Source organism: Streptomyces sp. NPDC020742, from assembly GCF_040641675.1.
Taxonomy (GTDB): domain Bacteria; phylum Actinomycetota; class Actinomycetes; order Streptomycetales; family Streptomycetaceae; genus Streptomyces.
Window position 1 is genome coordinate 1 of sequence record NZ_JBFAEA010000027.1, and the last position, 24,895, is coordinate 24,895.

The window sequence follows — 24,895 nt, forward strand, 5'->3', positions numbered from 1 at the left end:
CGGGCGCTTCCCTTCGGTCTTGCGTTTCCGACTCTATCAGATCCTTGCGGCTCCGATTTTCGCCGGTGCGTTTCGGCCTTTCGGCTTCTTCGCGGTCCCAACCTTACCAGATCCGTTTCCGTCTCCGGCGCCCTGTTGGGGCTGGCTCGGCCGTCTGGCTTTCGCTTTTCGGCCTTTCCGACTCTATCAGATCTTGTTCGTTCCGTTGCCGGTCCGAATTTCTTTCCGATTCCCCGTCGGAGGGGGTTGCCGGGGTGCGGCCTTTTTGCTCTGCCGCGCCTTTCGGCGTGATCACTACGTTAGCGGAATTCCTCGTTGGCACATAATCGCGCCGTGGTCCGAATTTCGGCATGCCGAAACAGGTCCCGGTGAGGGGCCGTGCAGTAGTGGGTGTGCCGCGAAGCGGCGGATGGCTGCCGCAGAACCGTTCCGGCTCTGTGGCAACTCGGAGGACACTACAGATCGGGTATCCCGGTGTCAACTCGCGTCAGTCCAGATCACTCAGCCGTCCGCCGGCGTCCGGCTGGGCGTCCTCCACACGGCGCAGCAGCCGGGTGAGCACCTGGCCGAGGAGATGACGCTCGTCGCCGGAGAGGTCCTGGAGCAGGTCCTCCTCGAAGACGGTCGCCATCCGCATCGCCTCCAGCCACTTCTCGCGGCCGTCCTGGGTCAGCTCGACGATGACGCGGACGCGGTTGTTCTCGTCGCGCTCGCGGGTCACCAGGCCCTCGTTCGCCATGCGGTCGATGCGGTGGGTCATGGCAGCCGGGGTGAGGCCGAGGCGCTTGGCGAGTTCGCCGGGGCCCAGGCGGTAGGGCGCCCCGGCCAGGACGAGGGCCTTGAGGACCTCCCATTCGGCGTTGCTCAGTCCGAGGGTGGCGGTCTGCCGTCCGTAGGCGACGTTCATCCGGCGGTTGAGGCGCTGGAGGGCGGAGACGACCTGTTCCACCTGGGGGTCGAGGTCCTGGAACTCGCGCTGGTACGCCGCGATCTGTTCCTCAAGGGTCGGCTCGGCTGCGTCGCCGGCCGCATCGGAGGGCTCAGGCATGCGGCGCAGTATGACATGAAAATGATTGGCGTTGAAGTTCTTCGGCGTGTACTCTTTAGCTTCGAAGTTTAGAGTTGAAGTCTTCAGGGTGAGACTGTCCGGCCTGCAACGGTCCGGGGTGCGGTCTCGCCCTGGCCGCTGTCGGCTCCCCCTTCTCCTTCCTCCTTGTTCCTTCCAGTCCTTCCTGTTCTTCCTGTTCTTTCTGACTGCTGTACGACCTGACCTAGGTAGGTGAGTGTGACCACCGCGATGGGCGCCGCGTTGCGCCGGATCCAGCTCGGGAACGCGCTGAGCGCGTTCGGCAACGGCTTCACCGTTCCGTATCTCTACGTCTATGTGGCGAAGGTGCGGGATCTCGGTGCCAGTACCGCCGGCGTGGTGCTGGCGATGCTGGCCGTGGCTGCGCTGGTCGTCCTGCCACTGACCGGTCGGGTCATCGACCGGCGCGGTCCCCTGCCGGTGGCACTCGTGGGGACGCTCTCCGCCGCCGTCGGCTCGCTGGGGATCGGGCTGTCCGACAGTGAGCCGCTGGTCATCGCGGCCGCTGCCGCGCTCGGTGCGGGTATCGCGGTCATCCAGCCGGCGCTGGCGACCATGATCGTGTGGTGCTCGACCACGCTGACCCGGTCGCGGGCGTTCGCCACCCAGTTCTTCCTCAACAACCTGGGGCTGGGGATCGGCGGACTGGTCGGCGGGCTGCTGGTCGACGAGTCGCACGCGTCGAGCTTTGTGCGGCTGTTCGCCATCGAGGCCGTGATGTTCCTGGTCCTCGGGGCGGCGGTGGCGACCGTACGGCTGCCGCGGGCCCCCAAGGTCGAGGACGCGGTGCCGGGCGACGAGCGGAAGAGCGGTGCCTGGCGGGCGCTACTGGGCGACCGGCGAATGGTGTGGCTGTGCGTGCTGGGGTTCGTGCTGTTCTTCGCCTGCTACGGGCAGTTCGAGTCGGGGCTCGCGGCGTACGCCACCGAGGTGACGCGGATCCCGCCGTCGAGCCTGGGCATCGCCCTCGCGGCCAACACCGCGGCGATCGTGGTGGCCCAGTTCGTGGTGCTCAAGCTGGTCGAGGGGCGGCGGCGGAGCCGGGTGATGGCGCTGGTCGGGCTCATATGGACGGTGGCGTGGCTGGCCGCCGGGCTGTCGGGGCTGGTGCACGGTGCGCAGGCGGTGGCCACGACGCTGCTGATCTCGACGTATGCGCTGTTCGGGATCGGTGAGTCGATGCTGTCGCCGACGGTCTCCCCGCTGGTGGCGGATCTGGCGCCGGCCTCGCTGATCGGTCAGTACAACTCGGCGTTCGCGCTGGTCAAGCAGATGGCGCTGGCGGTCGGGCCGGCCGTGGGGGCGCTGATGGTGGGGCACGGGATGTACGGGGCGTACATCGCGATGCTCGTGGTGTGCGCGGCCGGCATCACGGTGCTGTCGCTGTGGCTGGGGCGGATGCTGCGGCCGTGGCAGGACAACCCGCACCGGGCCGTCGCGACGGTGCCCGCGGCGCGGGTGCCGGCCGAGGCGGAGACGGTGGCCTGCGGCGCCTGAGCCGCCTACTCCCCCGACCGAACCCGGGTCCGAGCCCGTGGGCCCGAGCCCGGGCCCTCGGGCTCGGGCTCGGTCGGGCAGAGGCCTGGTCGAGCCGGCGGCTGGTCAGGCCCGGGACTTGGTCGGGCCGGGGCTCAGGGGAGGGCGAACTCGCACCACACCGCCTTCCCGCCGCCCGGTGTGCGGCGCGAGCCCCAGGAGGAGGCGATGGTGGCAACGATGGAGATGCCGCGGCCGGCCTCGTCGACCGGTTCGGCGCGGCGCCGGCGCGGCAGGTGGTCGTCGCCGTCGGTGACCTCGATGATCAGGCGGCGGTCGGTGCGGCGCAGCCGGAGCCGCATGGGCGGGTGGCCGTGCTGGAGGGAGTTGGCGACCAGTTCGCTGGCGGCCAGTACGCCGAGGTCGTGCAGCTCGGGCGGGAAGCGCCAGGAGGCCAGCACGCCGGAGGCGAAGGCGCGGGCTCGCGGGGCCGCTTCGGTGCCGCCGTGGAGTTCGAGCGCGGCGTTGTGGAACAGCTCGGCGTCGTGGCCGGTGCGCTCGGGGTGCTGGAGGACGAGGATGGCGACGTCGTCGTCGTGGGTGGCCGTGATGCCCAGGGAGCGCAGCAGGCGGTCACAGACGATGTCGGGGGCACCGGCGGCGCCGGCGAAGGCGCGTTCCAGCGCCTCCAGGCCGTCGTCGATGTCCTTGTCGCGCCGCTCGACCAGGCCGTCGGTGTAGAGGACGGCGCTGCTGCCGGGGCTCAACGCGACGGAGCCGGAGGTGTGCAGCCAGCCGCCGGTCCCCAGGGGTGGTCCGGTGGGCTCGGCGGCGCGGCGAACCGTGCCGTCCGGGTCGCGTACGAGGATCGGCAGGTGGCCGGCCGAGGCGTACACCAGCCGGCCCTCGTTGGGGTCGTGGACGGCGTAGACACAGGTGGCGATCTGGCTGGCGTCGATCTCGGCGGCCAGGCCGTCCAGGAGCTGTAGGACCTCGTGCGGTGGGAGGTCGAGGCGGGCGTAGGCGCGTACGGCGGTGCGCAGCTGGCCCATGACGGCGGCGGCGCGCACCCCGCGGCCCATGACGTCGCCGATGACCAGGGCGGTCCGTCCGGCGCCGAGGGTGATGACGTCGTACCAGTCGCCGCCGACCGCGGCATCGGTGCCGCCGGGCTGGTAGGTGGCGGCCACCCGGAGGTCGTCGGGCTGCTCCAACTCCTGGGGGAGCAGGGAGCGTTGGAGGGTGACGGCGGCCTCGCGCTGGAGGGCCTCGCTGGCCCGCAGCCGCTCGGCGGACTCGATCTGGTCGGTGACCTCGGCGCCGAAGACCAGGACGCCCTTGTGGGGTGCGACGCAGGCCACCTCGGGGTCGGGTGCCGGTCCGCTGGCGGCGACCTCGATCGGGGTGCAGGTGAAGGTGTAGTAGCCGTCGCGGGTGCGGTCGCCGCCGGCGCCGCCGGGGACCTTGCGGGACTTGACCGTACGGGGCCTGCCGCTGCGCAGGACCTGGTCCATCAGCGGGAGCAGCCCCAGCGCGTCCAGTTCGGGGAGGGCCTTGCGGGCGGTCCGGCCGGCCGGGCGGGGGCCGAAGACGCCGGCGTAGGCGCCGTTGACGTAGGCGAGGCGGTGCTCGGGGCCGTAGACCACCGCCACCAGTGCGGGGATGGTGCCGAGGATGTCGTGGACGGAGAGCGCGTCGACGGTGGGCGGCAGGGTCGCCGGGGTGCCGCCCGCGGCGCGGGCCGCCTCGGCGTGCTCGGCGCGGGCCGCGGGGACGGAGCCCGTCGTGGCGGCCGTCGGGGCGCTGGGCGCGGCCGTCGCCGGTGTGGGCGCGGTGGAGGGCGCCGGGGCCGGCTCGGGCGGGCCGGACGGCGGGCCGGACGCGGGGCGGGGTGCGGCCCGGTCGGACCGGGCGGCGGCGCGTCGCTGCGTACCGGGGAACTTGGCGCTCCAGCGCGTGAAGATCACGGAGGGGTACCTCTTACTTCGCGTCGTCGCGCGGGATCGGGCCGTCGGCATGGCGGGACCTCCCGGCCGTCGGCCGGGGGAGGGTCGGCTGGGGACACTCTCGGCGCCCCTTTGCGGAATGCAGCAAACGTCCAGAATCCTCGTGGTTGTCACTCTTTGCAGATACGAGCCCACCCATGGTCACACGTCCAGTGTGGCCGACCGGACGGACATCCGTCAGACGCCTGCGAGCCGGCGGGGAGTTCCGCACTCCGCATTCTCCTGCCGCCACCGGGATGACGGCGGGTCAACTTCGGTGGCGGCCACGGCGCGTCAACTGGCCTCGTTGTGGCGCCCGGTGCCGGCGGCGAGCTCGAACTCGGCGCGCGGGTTCTCCAGCGAGCCGAGCGACACGATCTCGCGTTTGAACAGGCCCGCGAGGGTCCACTCCGCCAGCACCCGGGCCTTGCGGTTGAAGGTCGGCACCCGGCCCAGGTGGTACGCGCGGTGCATCAGCCACGCCGGATAGCCCCGCACCTTGCGCCCGTAGACGTGGGCGACGCCCTTGTGCAGGCCCAGCGAGGCCACCGAACCGGCGTACTTGTGCGCATAGTCCACCAGCGGGCCGCCGCGCACCGCAGCCGCGATGTTCTCGGCGAGCACCTTGGCCTGGCGCAGCGCGTGCTGGGCGTTGGGGGCACACAGGACGGGGGGATCGTCGGGCTTGGCGGGCGGCTCGGCCGTCAGGTCGGGCACCGCGGCCGCGTCCCCCGCGGACCAGGCGTGGTCGACGCCGTCCACCTGGAGCGCGGCGGTGCACTTGAGGCGGCCGTGGCCGTTCAACGGCAGGCCGGTCGCGGCCAGGATGGGGTGCGGTTTGACGCCGGCGGTCCACACCAGGGTCCTGGTGGGGAAGCGCGAGCCGTCGCTGAGCACCGCGACGCGCTTCTCGCAGGACTCCAGCCGGGTCTCCAGCCGTACGTCGATATTGCGGCCGCGCAGCTCCCGTACGGCGTAGCGGCCCAATTCCGGCCCCACTTCGGGCAGGATCCGGTCGGTCGCCTCGACCAGGATCCACTTCATGTCCTCGGGTTTGATGTTGTGGTAGTAGCGGACGGCGTAGCGGGCCATGTCCTCCAGTTCGGCCAGCGCCTCCACACCGGCGTAGCCGCCGCCGACGAAGACGAAGGTCAGCGCGGCATCGCGGACCGCGGGGTCGCGGGTGGAGGAGGCGATGTCGAGCTGCCCGAGGACGTGGTTGCGCAGGCCGATGGCCTCTTCGACGGTCTTGAAGCCGATGCCGACGTCGGCCAAACCCGGCACGGGCAGGGTGCGCGAGACCGAGCCGGGCGCCAGCACGAGTTCGTCGTAGGCCACCTCGATGGCGGCGGCGCCGGCCTTCTCGGAGGCCAGGGTGGTGATCGTCGCCCGGCGCTCGGCGTGGTCGACGGCGGTGACCTCACCGATCACCACCTTGCAGTCGGGCAGGACGCGGCGCAGCGGTACCACGACATGGCGCGGGGAGATGGAGCCGGCCGCGGCCTCGGGCAGGAACGGCTGGTAGGTCATGTACGGCTCGGGGTCGACCACGATCACCTCGACCGTGCCCTGCCGCAGCTCCTGCCTCAGCTTCCGCTGGAGCCGGAGGGCGGTGTACATCCCCACATAGCCGCCGCCGATGACGAGAATGCGCGCCACGGTGTCCGAAGACGTCGAAGACACAGCCTTCACAGAGCTTCTCCTCGCGGTGTCGACCGGCCCCGGGGCGGCACCGACCCGCCGGCCGACGGCGCGGCCGCCGTCGCGCTGCGCCCCCGGGAAAGCACAGCACTGTTCCATGACGCACCCCCGGGACGCCTTTGTCCACAGGCTCGTCGAAATGGATGACCGGGAGGGGACCTGGGGGCGGAACGGCACGTTCCGCGGGCGCCGGACGAGCTGTGCTGGTCAGAGGGCGCGCGGGCGGGGCGGGACGGGGGCGTAAACCGGGCGGATCACCCCGTTGGGCCGATCGGGGGGCGCACTGCGCGGAACGCCCTCTTCAATCTTGACCCGGGCTCAACTATGTTCGTATCTCGTTGGGGTGCACCCTCTCGTCGGTACGCCCCGGCAGTCAGGGCGGGGAGTCTCCGGGGGGAGACGTCATTACCGGGGGATCTATATGCACATTCAGGGCTCTCATGGGCCGACCGCCGTTGCCATGGCGCACACGTCCGGCAGCGAAGACGGTCATCACGGCAACCACAGCAACCACAGCACGGGCATGAACAGCAACGGGGGCAGCAGCGTGACCAGCGGTGCCGCAATGGGCACGGGCGGCCGGACCACGCCGCTCCGGGTCGACGCACAGCGCAATCTGGAGCATGTACTGCGGGCCGCGCGCGAGGTGTTCGGCGAGCTCGGGTACGGCGCGCCGATGGAGGACGTGGCGCGCCGGGCCCGGGTCGGGGTCGGCACGGTCTACCGCCGCTTCCCGAGCAAGGACATCCTGGTCCGCCGGATAGCCGAGGAGGAGACCTCCCGGCTGACGGACCAGGCGCGGACGGCGCTGGGCCAGGAGGACGACCCGTGGTCGGCGCTGTCCCGCTTCCTGCGGACGTCGGTCGCCTCGGGCGCCGGACGGCTGCTGCCGCCGGGAATCCTGCGGGTGGGCGCGGGCACCGACCGGCCCGTTCCTCCCGTGGCCGAGACGGCCGAGCCGTCCCGGGTGCCGGAAGGCCTGGGCGAGGCCCGGGTGCCACAGCAGCGGACGGCGGACGGCGCGGGCGCCGATCTGCGGCTGGTCGAACGGCGGGAGGACCAGCGGGAGGAATCGGCCGCCGTCGAGGGCGCGGTGGACCCCGCCGAGGGGACGACGGGGGCCGAGGCGCTGCTGGAGGTCGTCGGGCGGCTCGTGGAGCGCGCCAGGGCGGCCGGTGAACTGCGGGCCGATGTGACGGTCTCCGACGTGCTGTTGGTGATCGCCACAGGCGCGCCCGCGCTGCCCGACCCCACCCACCAGCAGGCCGCCTCCGCGCGGCTGCTGGAGATCCTGCTGGAGGGGCTGCGCTCGCGCCCCGCCCAGTGAGCTCCGCCGGCCGGCCACGTCCGGACGGGCCCGCAGGCCGGGTCCGCCGGACCGGCCGGCACGGCGCGGCACGGCATGGCACGGCGCGGCGCGGCATGGCGCGGCACGGCGCGGCCGGCAGCGGGCCACCGGACGGCGGTCCCGTGCCAGCTCCTAAGGCGTGCGGCGAGCGCCGTCCACGAGAAGTGCGCGGGGTGGCCCGTACGGGTTCCGCGGGCCGTGTGGCCCATGTGGGCGCGGTGGCCCGTACGGGTGAACGCCCGTGCGGCCGTCCGCCGGTCCTCCTCGGACGGGTGGTTGACACCCGGGCCCCTGAAGGCACTGTGCACGGGTGTGGCACGCTTGCGCCGTATTCCGGTGTGACGGGCGGCTTCGGGGGCCTCGGCTATGGATGTTGACGGGCAGGACGAGCGGCGCGGCGACGAGCCCCGGGCGGACCGGCACGAGGCGGCGCGCCCCCGGCGGACTCCGGGCCAGGCCGGCCGTGCCGACGGGCGGCCGGGCGAGGGCACCAGCGTTCCGCCGCAGCGCGCACCCGGCCGCACCGCGGTCCCCTCCGACGACGCCGAGGGCGGTGAACTCCCGCCGTCTGACGCCCAGTTGCTCGCCGATCTACGAGCCGGCGACGACCGGGCGTACGAGGAGATGTACCGCCGGCACGCCGACGCGGTCCGCCGCTACGCCCGGCGGTGCTGCCGGGACGCGCACACCGCGGAGGACCTGACCGGGGAGGTCTTCGCCCGCACGCTGCAGGCGGTGCGTGGTGGGGCGGGCCCGGACACCGCGGTGCGCGCCTATCTGCTGACGACCGTCCGTCGGGTGGCCGCCTCCTGGGCGAGGACCGCGCGGCGCGAGCAGTTGGTCGAGGACTTCGCGGTGTTCGCGGTGACCGCCGCCGGGACGGCCCTGGACGACGACACCCTCGACCTGGGCGCGGAGGTGCACGCCCTGCACCAGGCCGAGCAGTCGATGGCGGTCCAGGCGTTCCGCAGCCTGCCGGAGCGCTATCAGACGGTGCTGTGGCACACCACCGTCGAGGACGAGTCGCCGAGCCAGGTCGCCCCGCTGCTGGGGCTGACCGCGAACGCCACCGCCGTCCTGGCGCACCGCGCGCGGGAGGGCTTGAAGCAGGCGTACCTGCAGGCGCACGTCAGCCAGGCGCTGACCGCCGGCGGTGACTGCGCCCGCTACGCCGACCGGCTCGGCGCGTATGCCCGCGGTGGGCTGCGGATGCGGGCCGAGCGGGGGCTGCGCAGGCATCTGGACGAGTGCGCCCGGTGCCGGGTGGCCGCGCTGGAGGTCGAGGACGTCAACCAGCGGATCGGTGCGCTGCTGCCGGTGGCGGTCATCGGCTGGTGCGCCGCCGGGTACGCGGTGAAGGCGGCTGCCGGGGCCGGTGTGGGCGTGGCGGCCGGTGCGGGTGTGGCAGCCGGGGCCGGTGCGGCGGCGGCCGGTGGCAACTCCGGGGCGGCGGGTGGCAGCTCCGGGGCAGCCGGTGGCAGCTCCGGGACGGCCGGGGGCAGCTCCGGGACGGCCGGGGGCAGCTCCGGCTCCGGCGCCTCCGCCGTGGGCAAGGTGCTCGGGGCTCCGGTGAAGATCGGTATCGGCGTCGGGGCCGCAGTGGCGGCGAGCACGGCGCTCGCGCTGGCGCTGACCGGCAGCCCGGCCCCGGCGCCGCATCCCCAGGCCGGGCCCGCCCGGTCGGCCCCGCCGGCACCGTCGAAGGCCCCGCCCGCACCGGCGAGGTCAATGCCGCCGGCGGTCGGTGCGGAACCGGCGCCGGCACCGAAGCCATCCGCGGCGCACACCCCGAGCCGGCCGAAGCCGCCGGCGCCCGCGGAGCCGGCACCGGCGCGGCCGACGCCCACCGAGCGGCCGACGCCGACCCAGCGACCGGCGCCGCCCTCCCAGCCGACGCCGAGACCCACCCCGCCCGTGACACCGACGCCCACGCCCACGCCCACGCCCACGCCCACGCCGCGGCCGCCCGAGCCCTCGCCGAAGCCGCCGCTCCCCGCGCCGACCAGCTACCCGCTCAACAGGCTCGACCACGACTTCCTGGGCGACGGCAGCAAACCGGAGCTGCGCACCCTCGGCAGCAGTTGGCTGTGGCAGCGGCAGTCCCTCTCGATCGCCGGGACGACGTACCCGGACGGCGTGAGCATGCAGGCCCCCTCCTCGGTGCTCATCGACCTCAACCGCCGGTGCCTGACCTACGACGCCCGGGCGGGCATCGACGACCTCGGCATGGGGAGCGGCGCCCTGCGCTTCTCCGTCTACGCGGACGGGCAGCTGCTGTGGCGGTCGGCCGTGCTGCGGGGCGGCGAGCCGGCGGTGCCGGTGCAGGTGCCGCTGACGGGCCGCCGGACGCTGCGGCTGGTGGTCGAGCCGGCCTCGCCGTTCGCCGCGGTCGCCCCGGGCGACTGGGCGCAGGCGCGGATCAGCTGCCGCTGAGGTGCGCGGCGGCCGGCGGCGGCCGGACTGCCGGTGCCCTCAGGCCAGCCGCGCCCGGGGCACCACGCCGCCCGCCACCGCGCGTTGTCGCGGGGCCTCGGCCCCGGTCCAGCACGTCCCCCGCCGCGCCACCAGCCGGCGCAGCCACAGCTCCGTGGAGACCAGCTCCGCCAGCCCGTCCAGCGGCAGCGGGGCCCCCTCCGCCGCCGCCCGCAGCGCCTTGCGGACCACCCGCGCCTCGATCAGCCCGGCATCGGCCAGCAGCGGCGCGTCGAAGAGCCGCACCAGGTCGCCGACCGCGCCGCGCAGCCCGGCCCGTACCGCCGCGGCGTGGGTGGGGTGCGAGGTGGCGCCCCACCCGGGCGGCAGGTCGCGTACGCCGGCGCCGGCCAGTACGGAGCGCAGCACCGCGGCCCGCGCCCCCGGCTGCACCCGCAGGGTGTCCGGCAGGGCGCGGCAGGCGAGCACCACCTGGTTGTCGAGGAAGGGCGCGTGCAGCCGCTGGTTGCGGACCTCGGCGGCCTGCTCGAAGACGCGGTGGTCGGCGGCCTGGCGGGCCAGCGCCGCCCGTGCCCGGCGCTCCCCGGGGCGGCCCCCGGCGGACGACCGGGCCGCCGCCTCGTTGAGGCGAACCGATACTTCGGCCAGCGCCTCGCCGGTGAGCCAGCGCGCCGCGGGCCCCGGCCGGCACCAGGTGAGCGCGGCCAACGAAGCGTCCACGGCGCCGTCGGCCGGCGGTTCGTCGGCGAACTCCCGCTCCAACAGGCGGCGGGCCGTCTCGGCGATGCCGGACGGGTACGGCGTACGGGCGAGCCGGCGGGCCGCGCGGTACACGGTGAACGGCACCAGGACGGAGTGCGCGAAGGGGCCGTCGGCCTTCGCCAGGGCGGTGACCGGGCGCAGCAGGTGGCGCCGGCGCCGGTCCATCAACAGGTCGGCGAGGCGGGCCGGGTGGGCGTCGAGGACCTGGCGGGCGCCGTGCCCCACGAAGTGGTCGGCGCTGCCGGACAGCAGCCGGCGGCGGTGGCGTCCTGCGGTGGTGAGCGAGGGCCCCGGCTCGTCCGTGAGCGCCCCGCCGCCGAGGTCCGCGTACGGGAGCGCCTCCTCGCCGGCCGCGACGACGACGTGGTGCAGCCGCGGATCGTCGGCGATGCTGCGGGCGCGCTCCAGTTCGGCGTCGTGGTAGGCCTGCGCGCCATGGGTGGCGCGGTCGTTGAAGGTGACGGCCAGCAGGCGCTCGCCCTGGCCGCCCAGCCGGCCGGGCCGCCCGGGGAGCCCCGCGGCCAGGAGGGCGAGGGTTCCCGAGGCGCTGCCCCCGGAGAGGTCGGCGCCGACTCCGGGCGCCGGGCCGCCCCGTGCGGCGCGTCGCTCGGCGGGCCCCATACCGGGCACCGGGCCGGGGTCGAGGCCGTCGGGCCCGTCCGGGTCGGGGGCGTGCCGGAGGCCCGCCAGTCGGGCGCGGACCGCCTCGACGAGCGCGTCGCGGACACCGTCCACGGCCTGCTCCGGGGCGAGTTGGGGCGCGGCGACGGCGAGCGAGCTGGTCTGCTCGTACGAGGTGATGTCGCGGGCGCCGCCGCGCAGCACCAGGGCGTGGCCGGGCGGGATCCGGTGGACCCCCTCGTACGGGGTGCCGGAGCCGAGCGCCTCCGGGGAGTCCGGGCAGGCCAACAGGGCGGCGAGGTGGCCGATGTCGAGGCCGGCCTCGATCAGGTCGGCGAGCGGGAGGGCGGCGGTGGCGTAGGCGGTGCCGCCGGCCCAGGCGGTGTGGAACACGGGGCGGGCGCCGGCCAGGTCTCCGGTGACGGTGATCCGGCGCCCCACCTGGACGACGGCGGTGTAGCTGCCGGGCCAGGCGGTGAGGTGGCGCAGCGCGCCCCCGCGCGCCGCGAACAGGCCGACCCGCAGCTGGTCGTCGGTGGCACCGCAGACCCCGAAGACGGCGAGCCGGGTCTCGGGATCGGCCTGGACGACCCGGACCTCGTCGGGCCGCCAGTCGCCGACCGCCCACAGCGGATCCGGGTCGCCCCAGAGGAGTTGGGCGCCCACGGGGAGCACGGAACGCGCCTCCGCGCCCGCCGCCGGTCCTGTGGCGGACGGCCCCGTGGTGGCACTGCTCCACCCCACCAACCAGCGCATCGCCGCCTCCACCCGATTACCCGTCCGCCAGGGCCAACGGACGCCCCGTACAGGGGATTGCCAAGCTGCCGCCGAGCTGTTGTTGCGGCGACCATGCTGCCATGACCGCGGCGCGGGGGAGGTGCCGAGGCGGGCGTGCGTACGGGCAGTGGGCGGCGGGGCGGGCCGCGGGGGGCGCCGGGAAGCGGGAGGGGCGTCGCCGGGACGCGGAGGCGTCGGGCCGCGGCGGCGTCGGGCCACGAGGCGGCGCGCCGGGACGCGGGGCGGCGCGCCGGGACGCGGGGCGCCATGGGTGCGCTGTAGACGGGGTGCGACAGTGGGGCCAACCGGCGCCGGTGCCGGGGCGGGTGCGCGGGAGGGCGGCGGGCGGACGCGGGCGGACGGCGGACGGCGGGCGGATGGCGGGTCGGTCCGCGGAGTGCCCCCGCGTCAGCCCCGGGAGGCCCCCCGTGTGGCCCCCGGGGCGGCTCCGGATACGGGGCGGCGCGAAACCCTCACCCGTCTCTTTTCAGCCAAAGTCCGTTCCGTACGGTCGAGTTGACATACCGGGGCGTCGTGTCGACCGGTGCCGCTACCAGCCGGCGGCCGGCTTGCGCGACGGTCCGGGAAGCGGGCTTCGCCCCCCGGACCGGACCGTCACCCGCGGGGAATGAGGTGACGGTGTCCCCCAGCCCACTGAATCCAGCAGCGGGCCGACCCACGCAGAAGCCATGGAAGCGCTCCCGCCGCGGAGCGGCCAGCGCGCACGGACGGGCGCACGGGCACACGTACCCGGAGCACATGCCAACCCCCGCACCCCTGTTTGAACACGAATCTCGCCATCCGGGACACCGACCCTTAACGGTCGGGATCCGGCGAACTACTCTGGGTGGACGCATGCCCCGGGGTAGCGGGGCGGCTGTCGCTGTGTCGAGGGGTGCGCATGTCCAGGGATATACGCGGGCCGAACGAGAAGCTCGGCACTGTTCTCGCCCTCGCGGGTATCAGCAATGCCGGACTGGCACGCCGGGTCAACGACCTCGGTGCGCAACGCGGACTGACGCTTCGTTATGACAAGACGTCGGTGGCGCGCTGGGTCTCCAAGGGCATGGTGCCGCAGGGCGCCGCGCCCCACCTGATCGCGTCCGCGATCGGCAGCAAACTGGGCCGCCCGGTGCCGCTGCACGAGATCGGGCTGGCCGACGCCGACCCGGCGCCCGAGGTCGGGCTGGCCTTCCCGCGCGATGTGGGCGCCGCGGTGCGCTCGGCGACCGAGTTGTACCGGCTGGATCTGGCCGGACGGCGGGCCGGTAGCGGCGGCATCTGGCAGAGCCTGGCCGGATCCTTCGCGGTCAGCGCCTACGCCACCCCCGCCTCGCGCTGGCTGATATCCCCGGCCGACAGCTCGGTGGCGCGGGAGGCGGTCGAGGCCCGCGACAAGGACGCCGCGGCGGCCGGCGACGCCGGGACCCCGCAGCACGTCGGCCACAGCGACGTCAGCAAGCTGCGCGAGGCGGCGGAGGACGCGCGCCGCTGGGACTCCAAGTACGGTGGCGGGGACTGGCGTTCATCGATGGTGCCGGAGTGCCTCCGGGTGGACGCCGCACCGCTGCTGCTCGCCTCGTACAGCGACGAGGTGGGCCGGGCGCTCTTCGGGGCCACCTCCGAACTCACCCGGCTCGCCGGGTGGATGGCCTTCGACACCGGCCAACAGGAGGCCGCGCAGCGGTACTACATCCAGGCGCTCCGGCTCGCCCGTGCGGCCGCCGACGTGCCCCTGGGCGGGTACGTCCTGGCCTCGATGTCCCTCCAGGCGACCTACCGCGGCTTCGCCGACGAGGGCATCGACCTCGCGCAGGCCGCCCTGGAGCGCAACCGCGGCCTGGCCACCGCCCGCACCATGAGCTTCTTCCGGCTGGTCGAGGCGCGTGCACAGGCCAAGGCCGGTGAGGCGCGCGCCTGTGAGGTGGCGCTGAAGGCCTCCGAGGGCTGGCTGGAGCGCTCCCGCAGCGGCGACCCCGACCCGTCGTGGCTGGACTTCTACTCCTACGAGCGGTTCGCCGCGGACGCCGCCGAGTGCTACCGGGACCTGCGGCTGCCCCGCCAGGTCCGCCGCTTCACCGAGCAGGCGCTCTCCCGCCCCACGGAGGAGTTCGTCCGCTCCCACGGCCTGCGACTGGTGGTGTCCGCGGTGGCCGAACTGGAGTCCGGCAATCTGGACGCCGCCTGCGCTGCGGGCGCCCGGGCGGTCGAGGTGGCGGGCCGGATCTCCTCGGCCCGTACGACGGAGTACGTCCGCGACCTGCTGCACCGCCTGGAGCCGTACGGCGACGAGCCCCGGGTGGTGGAGCTGCGGGAGCGGGCGCGGCCGCTGCTGGCGGCGCCGGCGTAGGCGCGGGGGGGGCCGTCCTGGGCGGGCCGGGGCACCGGCCGACGGGGCGAGGAACGGGCCGGGCCGGGGCACCGGCCGACGGGGCGAGGAATGGGCCGGGCCGGGGCACCGGCCGCCGGAGCAGAGAGCGGGGAGCGGGCCGCCGGAGCGGGGTCGTGCGGACGGCCGCCGCGCCGTTCCGCCGTCTCATCGTGCGGTATCTCCGTCTCGCCGCACCGCCCCGGCGGGATTGTCAGTGCCGGCCGTCATGATGGGATACGTCGTCGGGGATGTCGTCGGATTCGGGATGCTGCGCAGGTCCGCGGCGACGGTCCAGGCTGTGGTCAGGTGGTTGGGGAGGTGCAGTGGCGGCGTACGACTGCGACGTGCTGGTGATCGGTGCCGGTATCGTCGGGCTCTCTACGGCCCACGCGATCACGCGGGCCGCTCCGGGCACGCGGGTCGTGGTCCTGGAGAAGGAGTCCGGTCCGGCCCGCCACCAGACCGGACGCAACAGCGGTGTGATCCACAGCGGCATCTACTACCCGCCCGGCTCGCTCAAGGCCCGCTACGCCCTGCAGGGCTCGGCGGAGCTGGTGAAGTTCTGCGCCGAGCACGACATCCCGCACGAGGTCACCGGCAAGCTGATCGTCGCCACCGACCGCAGCGAACTCCCGCGGCTGCACGGCCTGATCCAGCGCGGCCGGGAGCACGGCCTGCCCGTGCGTGAGCTGGGCCCGGCCCAGATCGCCGCGTACGAACCCGAGGTGCGGGGCCTGGCCGCCATCCACGTCGGTACGACCGGCATCTGCGACTTCACCGCGGTCGCCCGCCAGTACGCCCGGCTGGCCCAGGAGGCCGGTGCCCGGATCGTCCACAACGCCGAGGTGACCACGATCGGCCGGCGCCCCGGCCGGGTCGCGGTCCGTACCGCCGACGGCACGGTCCACCGCGCCCGCGCCCTGGTCAACTGCGCCGGACTGCACTGTGACCGGATCGCCCGGCTGGCCGGTGACACACCGGGGATGCGCATCGTCCCGTTCCGGGGCGAGTACTTCACCCTGGCCCCCGAGCGCGCCGCCCTCGTGCGCGGGCTGGTCTACCCGGTCCCCGACCCGGCCTTCCCGTTCCTGGGTGTCCACCTCACCCGGGGCGTCGACGGCGCCGTGCACATCGGCCCGAACGCCGTCCCCGCCCTGGCCCGCGAGGGCTACTCCTGGGGCACGGTCCGCCCGACCGAGCTGGCCGGCACCCTCGGCTATCCGGGCGCCTGGCGGATAGCCCGCCGCCACTGGCGCTACGGCGCCGGCGAGCTGCACCGCTCGCTGTCCCGGCGCGCCTTCGCCGCCGCGGTCCGCCGGCTCCTGCCCTCGGCCACCGAGGAGGACCTCCGGCCCGCCCCGGCCGGTGTCCGGGCCCAGGCCGTGCTGCCCGACGGGACCCTCGTCGACGACTTCCTGATCAGCGACTCCCCCGGCATGATCCACGTCCTCAACGCCCCCTCCCCCGCGGCAACGGCCTCGCTGCCCATCGGGCGCGAGGTGGCGCGGAGGGCGCTGGCGCTGCTGGACCGCCCCGGCGCCTGACGGGACGGTCACCGAACGGGACCGGCCTCCGGCCCCCGAGGAGAAGGGGGAGCCGGAGGCCGGTGGGCGAAGCCGCCCCGCGGGTCAGCTGTGGGGCAGCTTGTATCCGCGGATGACCTGCTGGTTGTCGAGCATCCGGCCCTCGACGACCAGGGTGTGGATGTTGTCGTTCCACTCCGCCGAGAGCATCATCGGGCTGCCGAACTGGTGCTGGGGGTCGTACAGGGTGCCCATCACACGCTCCTTGCCGGTGTTCAGATCGATGCTGAGCAGCCGCGGGTCCTGCCCGCCCGCTCCGGGCCCGGCGAGGGCGACCACCCCGTCCTCGCCCATGGTGACGGCGGCGGCTTCGCTCTTCTTCCACAGCAGCTTGCCGTTCTTCAGGTCCACCGCGGCCATACCCGTGTTGTTGCGGTAGGCCGTCACCAGCACCTGCTCCTCCTCGTCGACGAAGGTGGTACGGGGCTGGAAGTCCAGGTCCTTGAGGTCGCCCTCCAGCTTGACGCTGTGGTCCGGCTTGAGGTCCTTGTTGAAGGTCTGGATGCTCCGCTCGGGTTCCGGCCCGTCCCCCTCCTGCATCAGCAGCGTCAGCGGTTCGTCGGCCAGCGTGCGCTCGATGCCCCGCTTCTCGCCCGCCTCCTTGGACTGGATGCTGGGGTACTCCAGGTCGTGGATGGACAGCTGCTGCTTGGGCTTGGCATCGCTGCAGTCGCTGGAGATCGCCAGGTACTGGGAGCTCAGGCCCGTGGAGGTGGTGCAGAAGTCCCCGCGGGCCTCCACGCTCCACTGCTCACGACCACCGGTGATGCTGAAGCCGGCGTAGGTGTCGCCGATCGCGGCGCCGAGGGTCTTGCCGTTGACCACGACCTCCGGCTCGCGTTCGGTGTGCCGGCCCTTGAGGTTCTTCGACCACAGGGTGCGGCCGGTGTCGGAGTCGACGGCGGAGAGGAAGGCGCAGTCGTCGCCGCCGGCGTCGAAGACCACGGCGCCCACACCGTCGTCGCTCGTCGTGGACGACATCCCGCAGACCTCACCGGCGCCCTTGGGCGGTTTGACCGTCCACTCCTTCTTGCCGGTCTCGCGGTTGAAGGCCCGCACGCCCTGGCTGTCGCCGTAGATGACGGCGTTGTCGTTGGCCCACATCGAACGCATGCCGTCCTGGGCGAGGTCGTGGTCCTCCTCGCTGGCGGGCTGCTTGGCCTCCCAGAGCTGCGGCATGGCGTTCGCCGGCTTCTGGTCCTCGGGGCTGTCGGAGTCACCCGCGGTCAGGACGAAGTACCCGCCGACACCGGTGGCGACCAGCACCACGAACACGATCACCAGGATGAGCGGCACCGGCATTCCGCTGCGCCCGGCCCCGGGCGGCTGCCCCGGCCCGCCCCCGAACGGCGGCGCCACGGGCCCGCCGGAAAACGGCGGCTGTCCGGGGACCTGATGCCCCTGCGGCTGCGCGTACGGCGGCGGCTGCTGCCCGCCCTGCGGCCCGGGCGGAACGGCGTAGCCCTGCGGGGACACACCCTGCTGAGGCGCGCCCTGCGGCCCCGGCGGCGGGAACTGCGGCGCGTACGGTCCGGGCGGGGCCGCCTGGGGGCCGGGGCCGGCCGGCGGCGGAGCGGGCTGCCCCGGGAGCGGCTGGCCGGGCGCGCCGGCCGGGGGCCCGAACTGGCCCTGCGGCGGGACGGGCGGCGGGCCGTGGCCCGGGTCCGGCGGTGCGGTGGGCGGCGGTCCACCGGAACCCGACCCGGCCGGCTGCGGTCCCTGCGGATTCCCGGTGCTTCCCTGGCCACCCTGCGACACGATGAACAGACCCCCTGGTTTGGTTTTGCCATGCCAAACCCGCATCGTATGCACTCGCCGACGAGCCGCGCCAACGGCCTTCACGGTGTGCGGTGCCCCGTCGCTTCCCCGCCGGTTCCCCGTCCCCGCCCGGGCGCCGAGGCGGCCTCGTAGAATCGACACACTGTGTCCGAGAATCCCACCACCCCCGCTGCCCCCGCCGTCGGCCCCGCCTCCGCTGTCACGGAACCAGACGTTCCGGACATCGTCACCGGCGCTCCGGACGCCGTCGCTGCCGCGGCACCCCCGCCTGCCGTGTCGGCGCCCCGCCGGGGCACGCCCATGTTCCCGGACGGTACGGGCCCCGCCGCCGACCCCGCCGGGTCGCACCACGAGCGGCGGATCCGGTCCTTCCAGCCCCGCCGCAGCCGGGTCTCGCCGAGCCAGGCCGATGCGCTGCGGCGGCTGTGGCCCACGTGGGGGCTGGACATCGACGGGCTCTCGCGGATCGACCTCGACGCGTTCTTCGACGGGCTGCCGGTCGTGCTGGAGATCGGCTTCGGCATGGGCGAGGCCACCGCGCGGATGGCCGCCGCGGATCCGGCCACCGGCATCCTCGCCTGCGATGTGCACACCCCGGGGCAGGGAAATCTGCTCGGTCTCGCGGAGCGGAACGGCCTGTCCAACATCCGGGTGGCCAACGGCGACGCGATCATCCTCCTGCGCGAGATGCTCGCCCCCGCCTCCCTCGCCGGCCTGCGCGTCTTCTTCCCGGACCCCTGGCCCAAGAAGCGCCACCACAAGCGGCGCCTGATCCAGCCGGAGTTCCTCTCGCTGGTGACCACCCGGCTCGCGCCCGGTGCCCTGGTGCACTGCGCGACCGACTGGGAACCGTACGCCGAGCAGATGCTGGAGGTCCTCTCCGCCGAGCCGACGCTGGAGAACCTCCACCCCGGCTATGCGCCGCGTCCGGACTTCCGGCCGCTCACCAAGTTCGAGAGCCAGGGCCTGGACAAGGGGCACGTCGTCCACGACCTGCTCTTCCGCCGCCGGGAGGACTGAGCCGGCGCGCGCCGGGGCCCGCAGGCGCGCTCCGGCGGCGCGCCCGGTGCGCGTGCGATGTGTCACCCAGCGGGCGGGACGGTACGGCCCCGCCCGCTGGCGGAGGCTCGTTAGGGTCGAGCGGTGTACCCGTCCCAGCCGCCCCCGCACCGCGCCTCACCCGCCCCGCCCCCGTACACACCCCACCCCGCCACGGCCCCGGACACCGGCCGCCGTGCCCTGCCCTGGCGCAGCCGGACCGTCCGTGCCGTCGCCCTGATATCCCTGCTGGCGCTCTCCGGCGTGATCATCCTCGCCATGGTGCGCCAGGAGACCGGCACCGAGGGCTTCCTCGTCGGGCTGGGACTGGCGGTCTGCCCGGTACCGCTGCTCCTCGCCGCGTTCTGCTGGCTGGACCGGATCGAGCCCGAGCCCTGGCGCAACCTCGCGTTCGCGTTCACCTGGGGCGCCTGCGCGGCGGCGCTGGTCGCGCTCCTGGCCAACGGCTTCGCCACGGACTGGCTCGCCGCCAACATCGCCTCCGCCTCCCCCTCCGAGGCCGAGGCCTGGGGAGCGAGTGTGATCGCCCCGGTCGTCGAGGAGGCGGTCAAGGCCGCCGCCGTCCTCTTCCTCTACCGCTTCCGCCGGCGCGACTTCGACGGCATCACGGACGGCATCGTCATCGCCGGTATCACCGCCACCGGCTTCGCCTTCACCGAGAACATCCTCTATCTGGGCAACGCCTTCGGCGAGGACCAGTCGCTGGGCCACTCCGGCCTCGACTCCCTCACCGCCGGCACCTTCTTCCTCCGCATCATCGTCTCCCCCTTCGCCCACCCCCTCTTCACCATCCTCACCGGCCTCGCCTTCGGCATCGCCGCGACCCGCTACCCGCGCCGCCGCCCGGCCCGGATCGCCCTGGCCGCCCTGGGCCTGCTGACCGCCGTCCTGCTGCACGCCATCTGGAACGCCGCCTCCTCCCTCGGCGACCCCGGCTTCCTGCTCGTCTACGGCCTCTTCATGGTCCCCGTGCTGATCACGCTGACCTGGCTGGCCATCTGGGCCCGCCGCCAGGAACTGCTCTCGCTACGCGGCTACCTCGCCCCCTACATCGCCGCCGGCTGGTTCACCCCCGCCGAACCGGACGCCCTCTCCTCCCTCAGAACCCGCGCCCTGGCCCGCGACCTCGCCCACCGCACCCAGGGCCCCGCCGCCGCCCGCGCCGTCACCACCTACGCCGCCCTGGCCACGGCCCTCTCCTTCCACCGCCGCCGCGCCCACCTCACCGGCCCCACCCCTGACTTCACCACCCGGGAAGCCCACCTGCTCCAACACCTCCGGCACTACCAGCCGTGGGGGCGACCGGCGTTGGTGCGGGCGCTGGACGAGGGGCGCTGAGCCCCCTCGGCGGCCGGCCGGGCCGCCGCGGCACGCCCCGCGCGCTCAGACGGCCGTCGGTGGGGAGATCACGACGGCCGCTCACCACGCCCCGCCCCACCCCGCCCCGGACGTAGGCTCGTCCGGAGAACGTCCGACGTGGAGGAGGGTGTGGAGATGGCCGGCGTACCCACGAGTGTGGTGGCGGCGACGGGGTTGCTCGGCGGTTACGGGGTGGCCCGGTGGACGAAGAAGCGGCCGTTGGGCGGGGTCGCGCTCGCGGCCGCGGGAGCGGTGGCGGCCAAGGGCTGGCAGGAGAAGGCCGGCACCAAGACCGCGGCGGCGCTGAGCGGGGCGTATGTGGCGGCGTTCGTGGGGTCGCACCCGTTGGCGAAGAAGATCGGGGCGTGGCCCTCGGTCTGTGCGGTGGCGGGCGGGGTCGCGCTGGCGTCGTGGGTCGCGGTGGACCGCCGGGGGAAGTGAGCCGGCGGCCAGCCGGACGTACGCGGAGTGGGGGCAGGCGCAGGGTGCGCCCGCCCCCACTCCGTCCTGTCCACCCGCTCAGGCCAACGCCCGGCTCAGACCACCACCTGCTCGGGCCACCATCCCGCTCAGGCCGACGCCTGCTCAGACCAACGCCCCGCTCAGGCCGACGCCTCGGTCAGGAGGGCGAGTTCGGTCTCCGTGAGGGTCAGATCGGTGAGGGCCAGCAGGGCCGGGAGCTGGGCCACCGTGCGGGCGCTGGCGATCGGGGCGGCGACGGTGGGCTGGGCGGCCAGCCACGCGAGCGCCACGGTGGCGGGCTCGACGTCATGGGCGGTGGCGACGGTGTCCAGGGCCGCCAGGACCCGGCGGCCGCGGTCGGTGGCCAGGTACTGGGCGGCCTTTCCGGAGCGGGCGCTGCCGACCTGGCTGTCCGGGCGGTACTTGCCGGTCAGGAAGCCGGAGGCGAGGGCGTAGTACGGGACCGCGGCCAGGCCGTGGCGGGCCGCGGCATCGGCGAGTTCGCCCTCGTAGGTGTCCCGGGAGACCAGGTTGTAGTGCGGCTGGAGCGCGACGTAGCGGGCCAGGCCCTCGCGGTCGGAGAGGGCCAGCGACTCCTCCAGGCGCTGCGCGGAGATGTTGGAGGCGGCGATCTCGCGGACCTTGCCGGCCCGGACGAGGTCGTCGAGGGCGGTCAGGAACTCCCCGACCTCGACCGACTCATCGTCGTAGTGGGTGTAGTAGAGGTCGATGTAGTCGGTGCGCAGGCGGGCGAGGGACTCGTCGACCGCGGACTTAACGGTGGCGGCGCCCAGGCCCTTGAGGTCGGGGTGGGCGCCGACCTTGGTGGCGATGACGACGTCGGAGCGGTTGCCGCGGGACGCCAGCCAGTTGCCGATGACGGTCTCGGACTCACCGCCCTTGTTGCCCGGGACCCAGGCCGAGTAGACGTCGGCCGTGTCGATGAAGTTGCCGCCGCCCGCCGTGTACGCATCGAGCACGGCGAAGGACTCGGCTTCGTCGGCCGTCCAGCCGAAGACATTGCCCCCCAGGCAGAGCGGGGAGACGGACAGCGAGCCGAGGTTCCGGCGGAGGTGTGGGGTGTGTGTCGCGGTCATACGACGGTGCAACGCCGGGGGAACGGGAGCTATTCCCGTTCCCCACAAGGCGATTCGGCAGCGGTACCCCGTCCGGTGATTCCTGCGCGGGGCTCGGATTCCGGCTCGGTCGGGGCTCCGGCCCGTCCAGGATTCCGACTCGTATTCCGTCCCGGATTCCGGCTCGGCCCGGATTCCCACCCGGCCCGGATTCCCACCCGGCCCGGAATCCGGCTCGGCTCGGACTCCGGCCCGGATCCCTTCCTAGACGTTGACCCCGTGGTCCCGCAGCCAGGGCATCGGGTCGATCGGGGCGCCGCCGCCGGGGCGGACCTCCAGGTGGAGGTGGGGGCCGGTGACATTGCCGGTGGCGCCGACACGGCCCATGACATCGCCGGTGTTGACCGTGCCGGAGGTCTTGATCATCGAGGACATATGGCAGAACCAGAGCTCGGTGCCGTCATCGAGCTTGAGGACGATGCGGTAGCCGTACGAGCCCGCCCACCCCGCCTGGGTGATGGTGCCGGAGTGCACGGCCTTGATGGGCGTGCCGGTCGGCGCGGCGAAGTCCTGCCCGGTGTGGTCCGCGACCCAGCGGTCGCCGGCCTGACCGAAGCCGGCGGTGAGCGTGAACGAGGAGACCGGGGCGATGAAGCTCTTGGCCAGCTGGGCGAGGCGTTCGGCCGCCGCCTTCCGGCGGGCCTCCTCCTCGGCCTTGCGCTCGGCCTCCACCTCCGCGGCCTTCTTGGCGGCCGCGGCTTGGTCCGCGGTCTTCCGATCCGTGTCCGCTGCCGTGGCGGCGGCCTTGACGGCGGCGTCCTCGGCGGCCTGACGGGCCTCTTCCTCGGCGGCGTCCTGCTGCACATCGGCCTGCTGGAGGATGCGGCTGCGCAGCGCCTCGCCGGCGCCGACGTCCCTACCGGAGGAATGCGTCTGGGTGGCGTGGGTGAGCGGACCGGAGCCGGCCGGGGCCGAAGAACCGGCGGCAGGCGCGGCGGACTCCGCGCCGGAGCCGGATATCAGGTCGCCGACACCGGGGAGCGACGCGGCGTCCGGCAGGCTGTCGGAGAGGTCGTGGGCCACCCCGCCGACGTCCGGCATCGAGATCGGGACCGGCGGGCGGTCCTCGGCGGTGGCCATGCCGCCCGCGCCGACCGCCGCGATCACACCGACGCCGAGGACCGTGCCGCCACGGGCGAGCCCTCCGGTGCGCTGCTTGGCCACCCGGTGCTTGCCGCGGACGGACCGGACCGACTCCTCGGTGGGGTTCCACTCCTCCCACGGGCCGTCACCGTCCGGTTCCGCACCACCCGCGTACCCGGGGCCGTCGAAGGCTCCGTGGTCGTCGAGTGGGTACGTGGACGGGGCCTCGGGGGCAGGCTTGTTGGACGCCACGGGGGCGCTCTCCTTTCCTTCCTTCTCGCCTACCGGGTTAGCTGACGGGTTCGGAGCAGGAAGGTCTCCTACGGGCGCCCTCTGGCGGAGGCGTCCGATTCACCCCAAGGTGGTGGTTCCCCGGTTCCCTTGGTGCAGTTCAAGGTGCTGGAGGTGCGTGAAAAGCGCATACGGGATTCGGCGTGGGCAGAACGGTGCCGCCACTTGCGGCGGCTGGGACGACCGCGCTGCGTTATCGGACAGTAATAGAGAGCCTGGCTATTTTCCAAGCCTTCCTGGGAATCCTTATGTGCCGCGCACAAGCGCGGGCCGGGACTTTCCGGCCACCGCATCCGGAAAGCGGGCGAGTTGGCCCCCCGTTCCCCGACCAATGTGCACTGACGGCCCGTCAGATGCACTGCACAGGGGCCCCTACCGATCACGGAATGTGACAGCGTAACGTCGGATCATGGTCGTCAACGCCGGGAGCACCGGACACGCCGAGAGCCGCACGCACACCGGGCACCTCACCACCCACGGCGGCGGCCCGCTCCCCGGCAGCCCTCCGGATGTGTCCCTGCGGTACCGGGAGTTCTCCTGGTGGGAGGCGCGCGGACGGTCCGACGCCCACGAGGAGTTGAGCGCGCGGATCGGCCACGACCCGGAGCTGTGCGATCTGCTGTCCGGCTCGCTGCCGGCCGGCGGCAAGCAGCAGCCGCAGCTCCTGCTCGCCGCCGTCCGCCACCTCGACGGCCCGCACGCGGAGCTGGGCCCGCGCGGCGAGGCGGCGTACGGCCGCTGGCGGGAGTGGACGATCCGGCACTGGGACGAGGTCCGCACGGTGATCATGGCCCGGGACGCCCGGACCGAGGAACCCGCCCGCTGCGCCGCCCTGCTGCCGCTGCTCGCCCGACTGCCGCAGCCACTGGCACTGCTGGAGGTCGGCACCTCGGCCGGGCTGAGTCTGCACCCCGACCGCTACCGGTACGTCTACGCGTCCCCGGACGGCCGGACGGCCGCCGAGGTGGGCGCGGCGGGGAGCCCGGTGGCCCTCGGGTGCCGTACGGACTGGGCGGCCGGGGAGCTGCCCGCACAGCTGCCCGAGGTCGTCTGGCGGGCCGGGATCGCCGCCGACCCGCTCGACCCGGTGGCGGAGCGGGAGGATCTGCGCTGGCTGCAGTCGCTGCTCTGGCCGGGTGACGAGGAGCGGGCGCACCGCCTCGCCGCGGCGGTCGACGCCGTACGGGCCGCGCCCCGGCCGCGGATCGTCCGCGGCGATCCGCTCGCCGAACTGCCGGCGCTCGCCGCCGGGGCGCCGCCCGGGGCGACCCTGGTGATCTTCCACAGCGCGGCCCTGGACCGCCTTCCGCCCGCCCGCCGCACGGAGTTCGGGCGCCTCGTCCGGTCACTGCTCGACGGGCGGGACGGCGGCGGGCACTGGATCTCCCACGAGCACCGCTCCGTGCTGCCGTGGGCCGCCGCACCGCAGCCCCCCGCGCACCCGGAGGACAGCCTGCTGACCCTCGCCCTGGACGGGCGTCCGGTCGCACTGGCCGATCCGCACGGCCGGCGTCTGCACCGGCTGCCGGAGGCACCGGCCGTACCGGGGCGCTGATCCCGCAAGCCTCCGGGGGGACGCTCC

At 74.2% G+C, this 24,895-nt stretch carries 16 protein-coding genes and 1 riboswitch; of the genes, 9 read left to right on the forward strand and 7 right to left on the reverse strand.

Features of this window, described 5'->3' with window-relative positions:
• Nucleotides 1–487 precede the first annotated feature (487 nt).
• A complete protein-coding gene (locus AB0G84_RS30610) occupies nt 488–1,048 on the reverse strand; it encodes a MarR family transcriptional regulator (RefSeq protein ID WP_361327938.1) in 561 nt (186 codons plus the stop codon).
• Between the two features lie 237 nt (nt 1,049–1,285).
• Between AB0G84_RS30610 and AB0G84_RS30615 the strand changes: the two genes are divergently transcribed.
• Nucleotides 1,286–2,584, forward strand: a complete 1,299-nt coding sequence (locus tag AB0G84_RS30615) for an MFS transporter (protein ID WP_361328122.1) — start codon at nt 1,286–1,288, stop codon at nt 2,582–2,584.
• A 134-nt stretch (nt 2,585–2,718) separates the two neighbouring features.
• Here AB0G84_RS30615 and AB0G84_RS30620 read toward each other — a convergent pair whose 3' ends face one another.
• Both AB0G84_RS30620 and AB0G84_RS30625 read right to left on the reverse strand, forming a co-directional pair.
• Nucleotides 2,719–4,530: a SpoIIE family protein phosphatase gene (locus AB0G84_RS30620; RefSeq protein ID WP_361327940.1), complete on the reverse strand. Its 1,812-nt coding sequence runs from the start codon at nt 4,528–4,530 to the stop codon at nt 2,719–2,721.
• Nucleotides 4,531–4,842: 312 nt separating this feature from the next.
• A complete protein-coding gene (locus AB0G84_RS30625) occupies nt 4,843–6,168 on the reverse strand; it encodes an NAD(P)/FAD-dependent oxidoreductase (protein ID WP_361328125.1) in 1,326 nt (441 codons plus the stop codon).
• Nucleotides 6,169–6,670: 502 nt separating this feature from the next.
• On the opposite strand from AB0G84_RS30625, the gene AB0G84_RS30630 reads away from it, so the two are divergent.
• A complete protein-coding gene (locus AB0G84_RS30630; protein WP_361327943.1) occupies nt 6,671–7,576 on the forward strand; it encodes a helix-turn-helix domain-containing protein in 906 nt (301 codons plus the stop codon).
• 387 nt (nt 7,577–7,963) lie between these two features.
• Nucleotides 7,964–10,030 (forward strand): sigma-70 family RNA polymerase sigma factor, encoded by a 2,067-nt coding sequence (locus AB0G84_RS30635; protein WP_361327945.1) that lies wholly within the window; start codon nt 7,964–7,966, stop codon nt 10,028–10,030.
• A gap of 39 nt (nt 10,031–10,069) precedes the next feature.
• On the opposite strand, the gene AB0G84_RS30640 is transcribed toward AB0G84_RS30635, so the two are convergent.
• The gene (locus tag AB0G84_RS30640; protein ID WP_361327948.1) at nt 10,070–12,169 is read right to left on the reverse strand and encodes an asparagine synthase-related protein; all 2,100 of its coding nucleotides are present in this window, start codon (nt 12,167–12,169) and stop codon (nt 10,070–10,072) included.
• Between the two features lie 922 nt (nt 12,170–13,091).
• Between AB0G84_RS30640 and AB0G84_RS30645 the strand changes: the two genes are divergently transcribed.
• Nucleotides 13,092–14,540, forward strand: coding sequence for an MFS transporter (locus AB0G84_RS30645; RefSeq protein WP_361327951.1), 1,449 nt, complete (start codon nt 13,092–13,094; stop codon nt 14,538–14,540).
• A gap of 344 nt (nt 14,541–14,884) precedes the next feature.
• Nucleotides 14,885–16,105: an L-2-hydroxyglutarate oxidase gene (gene lhgO / locus AB0G84_RS30650; protein ID WP_361327953.1), complete on the forward strand. Its 1,221-nt coding sequence runs from the start codon at nt 14,885–14,887 to the stop codon at nt 16,103–16,105.
• A gap of 84 nt (nt 16,106–16,189) precedes the next feature.
• Here lhgO and AB0G84_RS30655 read toward each other — a convergent pair whose 3' ends face one another.
• Nucleotides 16,190–17,440 (reverse strand): PQQ-binding-like beta-propeller repeat protein, encoded by a 1,251-nt coding sequence (locus AB0G84_RS30655; RefSeq protein ID WP_361327956.1) that lies wholly within the window; start codon nt 17,438–17,440, stop codon nt 16,190–16,192.
• A gap of 756 nt (nt 17,441–18,196) precedes the next feature.
• Between AB0G84_RS30655 and trmB the strand changes: the two genes are divergently transcribed.
• From trmB to AB0G84_RS30670, 3 genes are all read left to right on the forward strand, one after another.
• A complete protein-coding gene (gene trmB, locus AB0G84_RS30660; protein WP_361328128.1) occupies nt 18,197–18,943 on the forward strand; it encodes a tRNA (guanosine(46)-N7)-methyltransferase TrmB in 747 nt (248 codons plus the stop codon).
• Nucleotides 18,944–19,066: 123 nt separating this feature from the next.
• Nucleotides 19,067–20,320, forward strand: coding sequence for a PrsW family intramembrane metalloprotease (locus AB0G84_RS30665; RefSeq protein ID WP_361327959.1), 1,254 nt, complete (start codon nt 19,067–19,069; stop codon nt 20,318–20,320).
• Between the two features lie 156 nt (nt 20,321–20,476).
• A complete protein-coding gene (locus AB0G84_RS30670) occupies nt 20,477–20,782 on the forward strand; it encodes a hypothetical protein (protein WP_361327962.1) in 306 nt (101 codons plus the stop codon).
• Nucleotides 20,783–20,943: 161 nt separating this feature from the next.
• Here AB0G84_RS30670 and AB0G84_RS30675 read toward each other — a convergent pair whose 3' ends face one another.
• Together AB0G84_RS30675 and AB0G84_RS30680 are read right to left on the reverse strand one after the other, a co-directional pair.
• Nucleotides 20,944–21,900 carry an aldo/keto reductase gene (locus AB0G84_RS30675; protein ID WP_361327965.1) on the reverse strand — a complete coding sequence of 319 codons (957 nt, stop codon included), beginning with the start codon at nt 21,898–21,900 and terminating at the stop codon, nt 20,944–20,946.
• Between the two features lie 243 nt (nt 21,901–22,143).
• Nucleotides 22,144–23,274 (reverse strand): M23 family metallopeptidase, encoded by a 1,131-nt coding sequence (locus AB0G84_RS30680; RefSeq protein WP_361327968.1) that lies wholly within the window; start codon nt 23,272–23,274, stop codon nt 22,144–22,146.
• An 11-nt stretch (nt 23,275–23,285) separates the two neighbouring features.
• Nucleotides 23,286–23,467, reverse strand: a riboswitch (cyclic di-AMP (ydaO/yuaA leader).
• A 255-nt stretch (nt 23,468–23,722) separates the two neighbouring features.
• Here AB0G84_RS30680 and AB0G84_RS30685 point away from each other — a divergent pair.
• On the forward strand, nt 23,723–24,868 hold the full coding sequence (locus tag AB0G84_RS30685) for a DUF2332 family protein (RefSeq protein ID WP_361327971.1): 1,146 nt from the start codon (nt 23,723–23,725) through the stop codon (nt 24,866–24,868).
• The last annotated feature ends 27 nt before the right edge of the window (nt 24,869–24,895 follow it).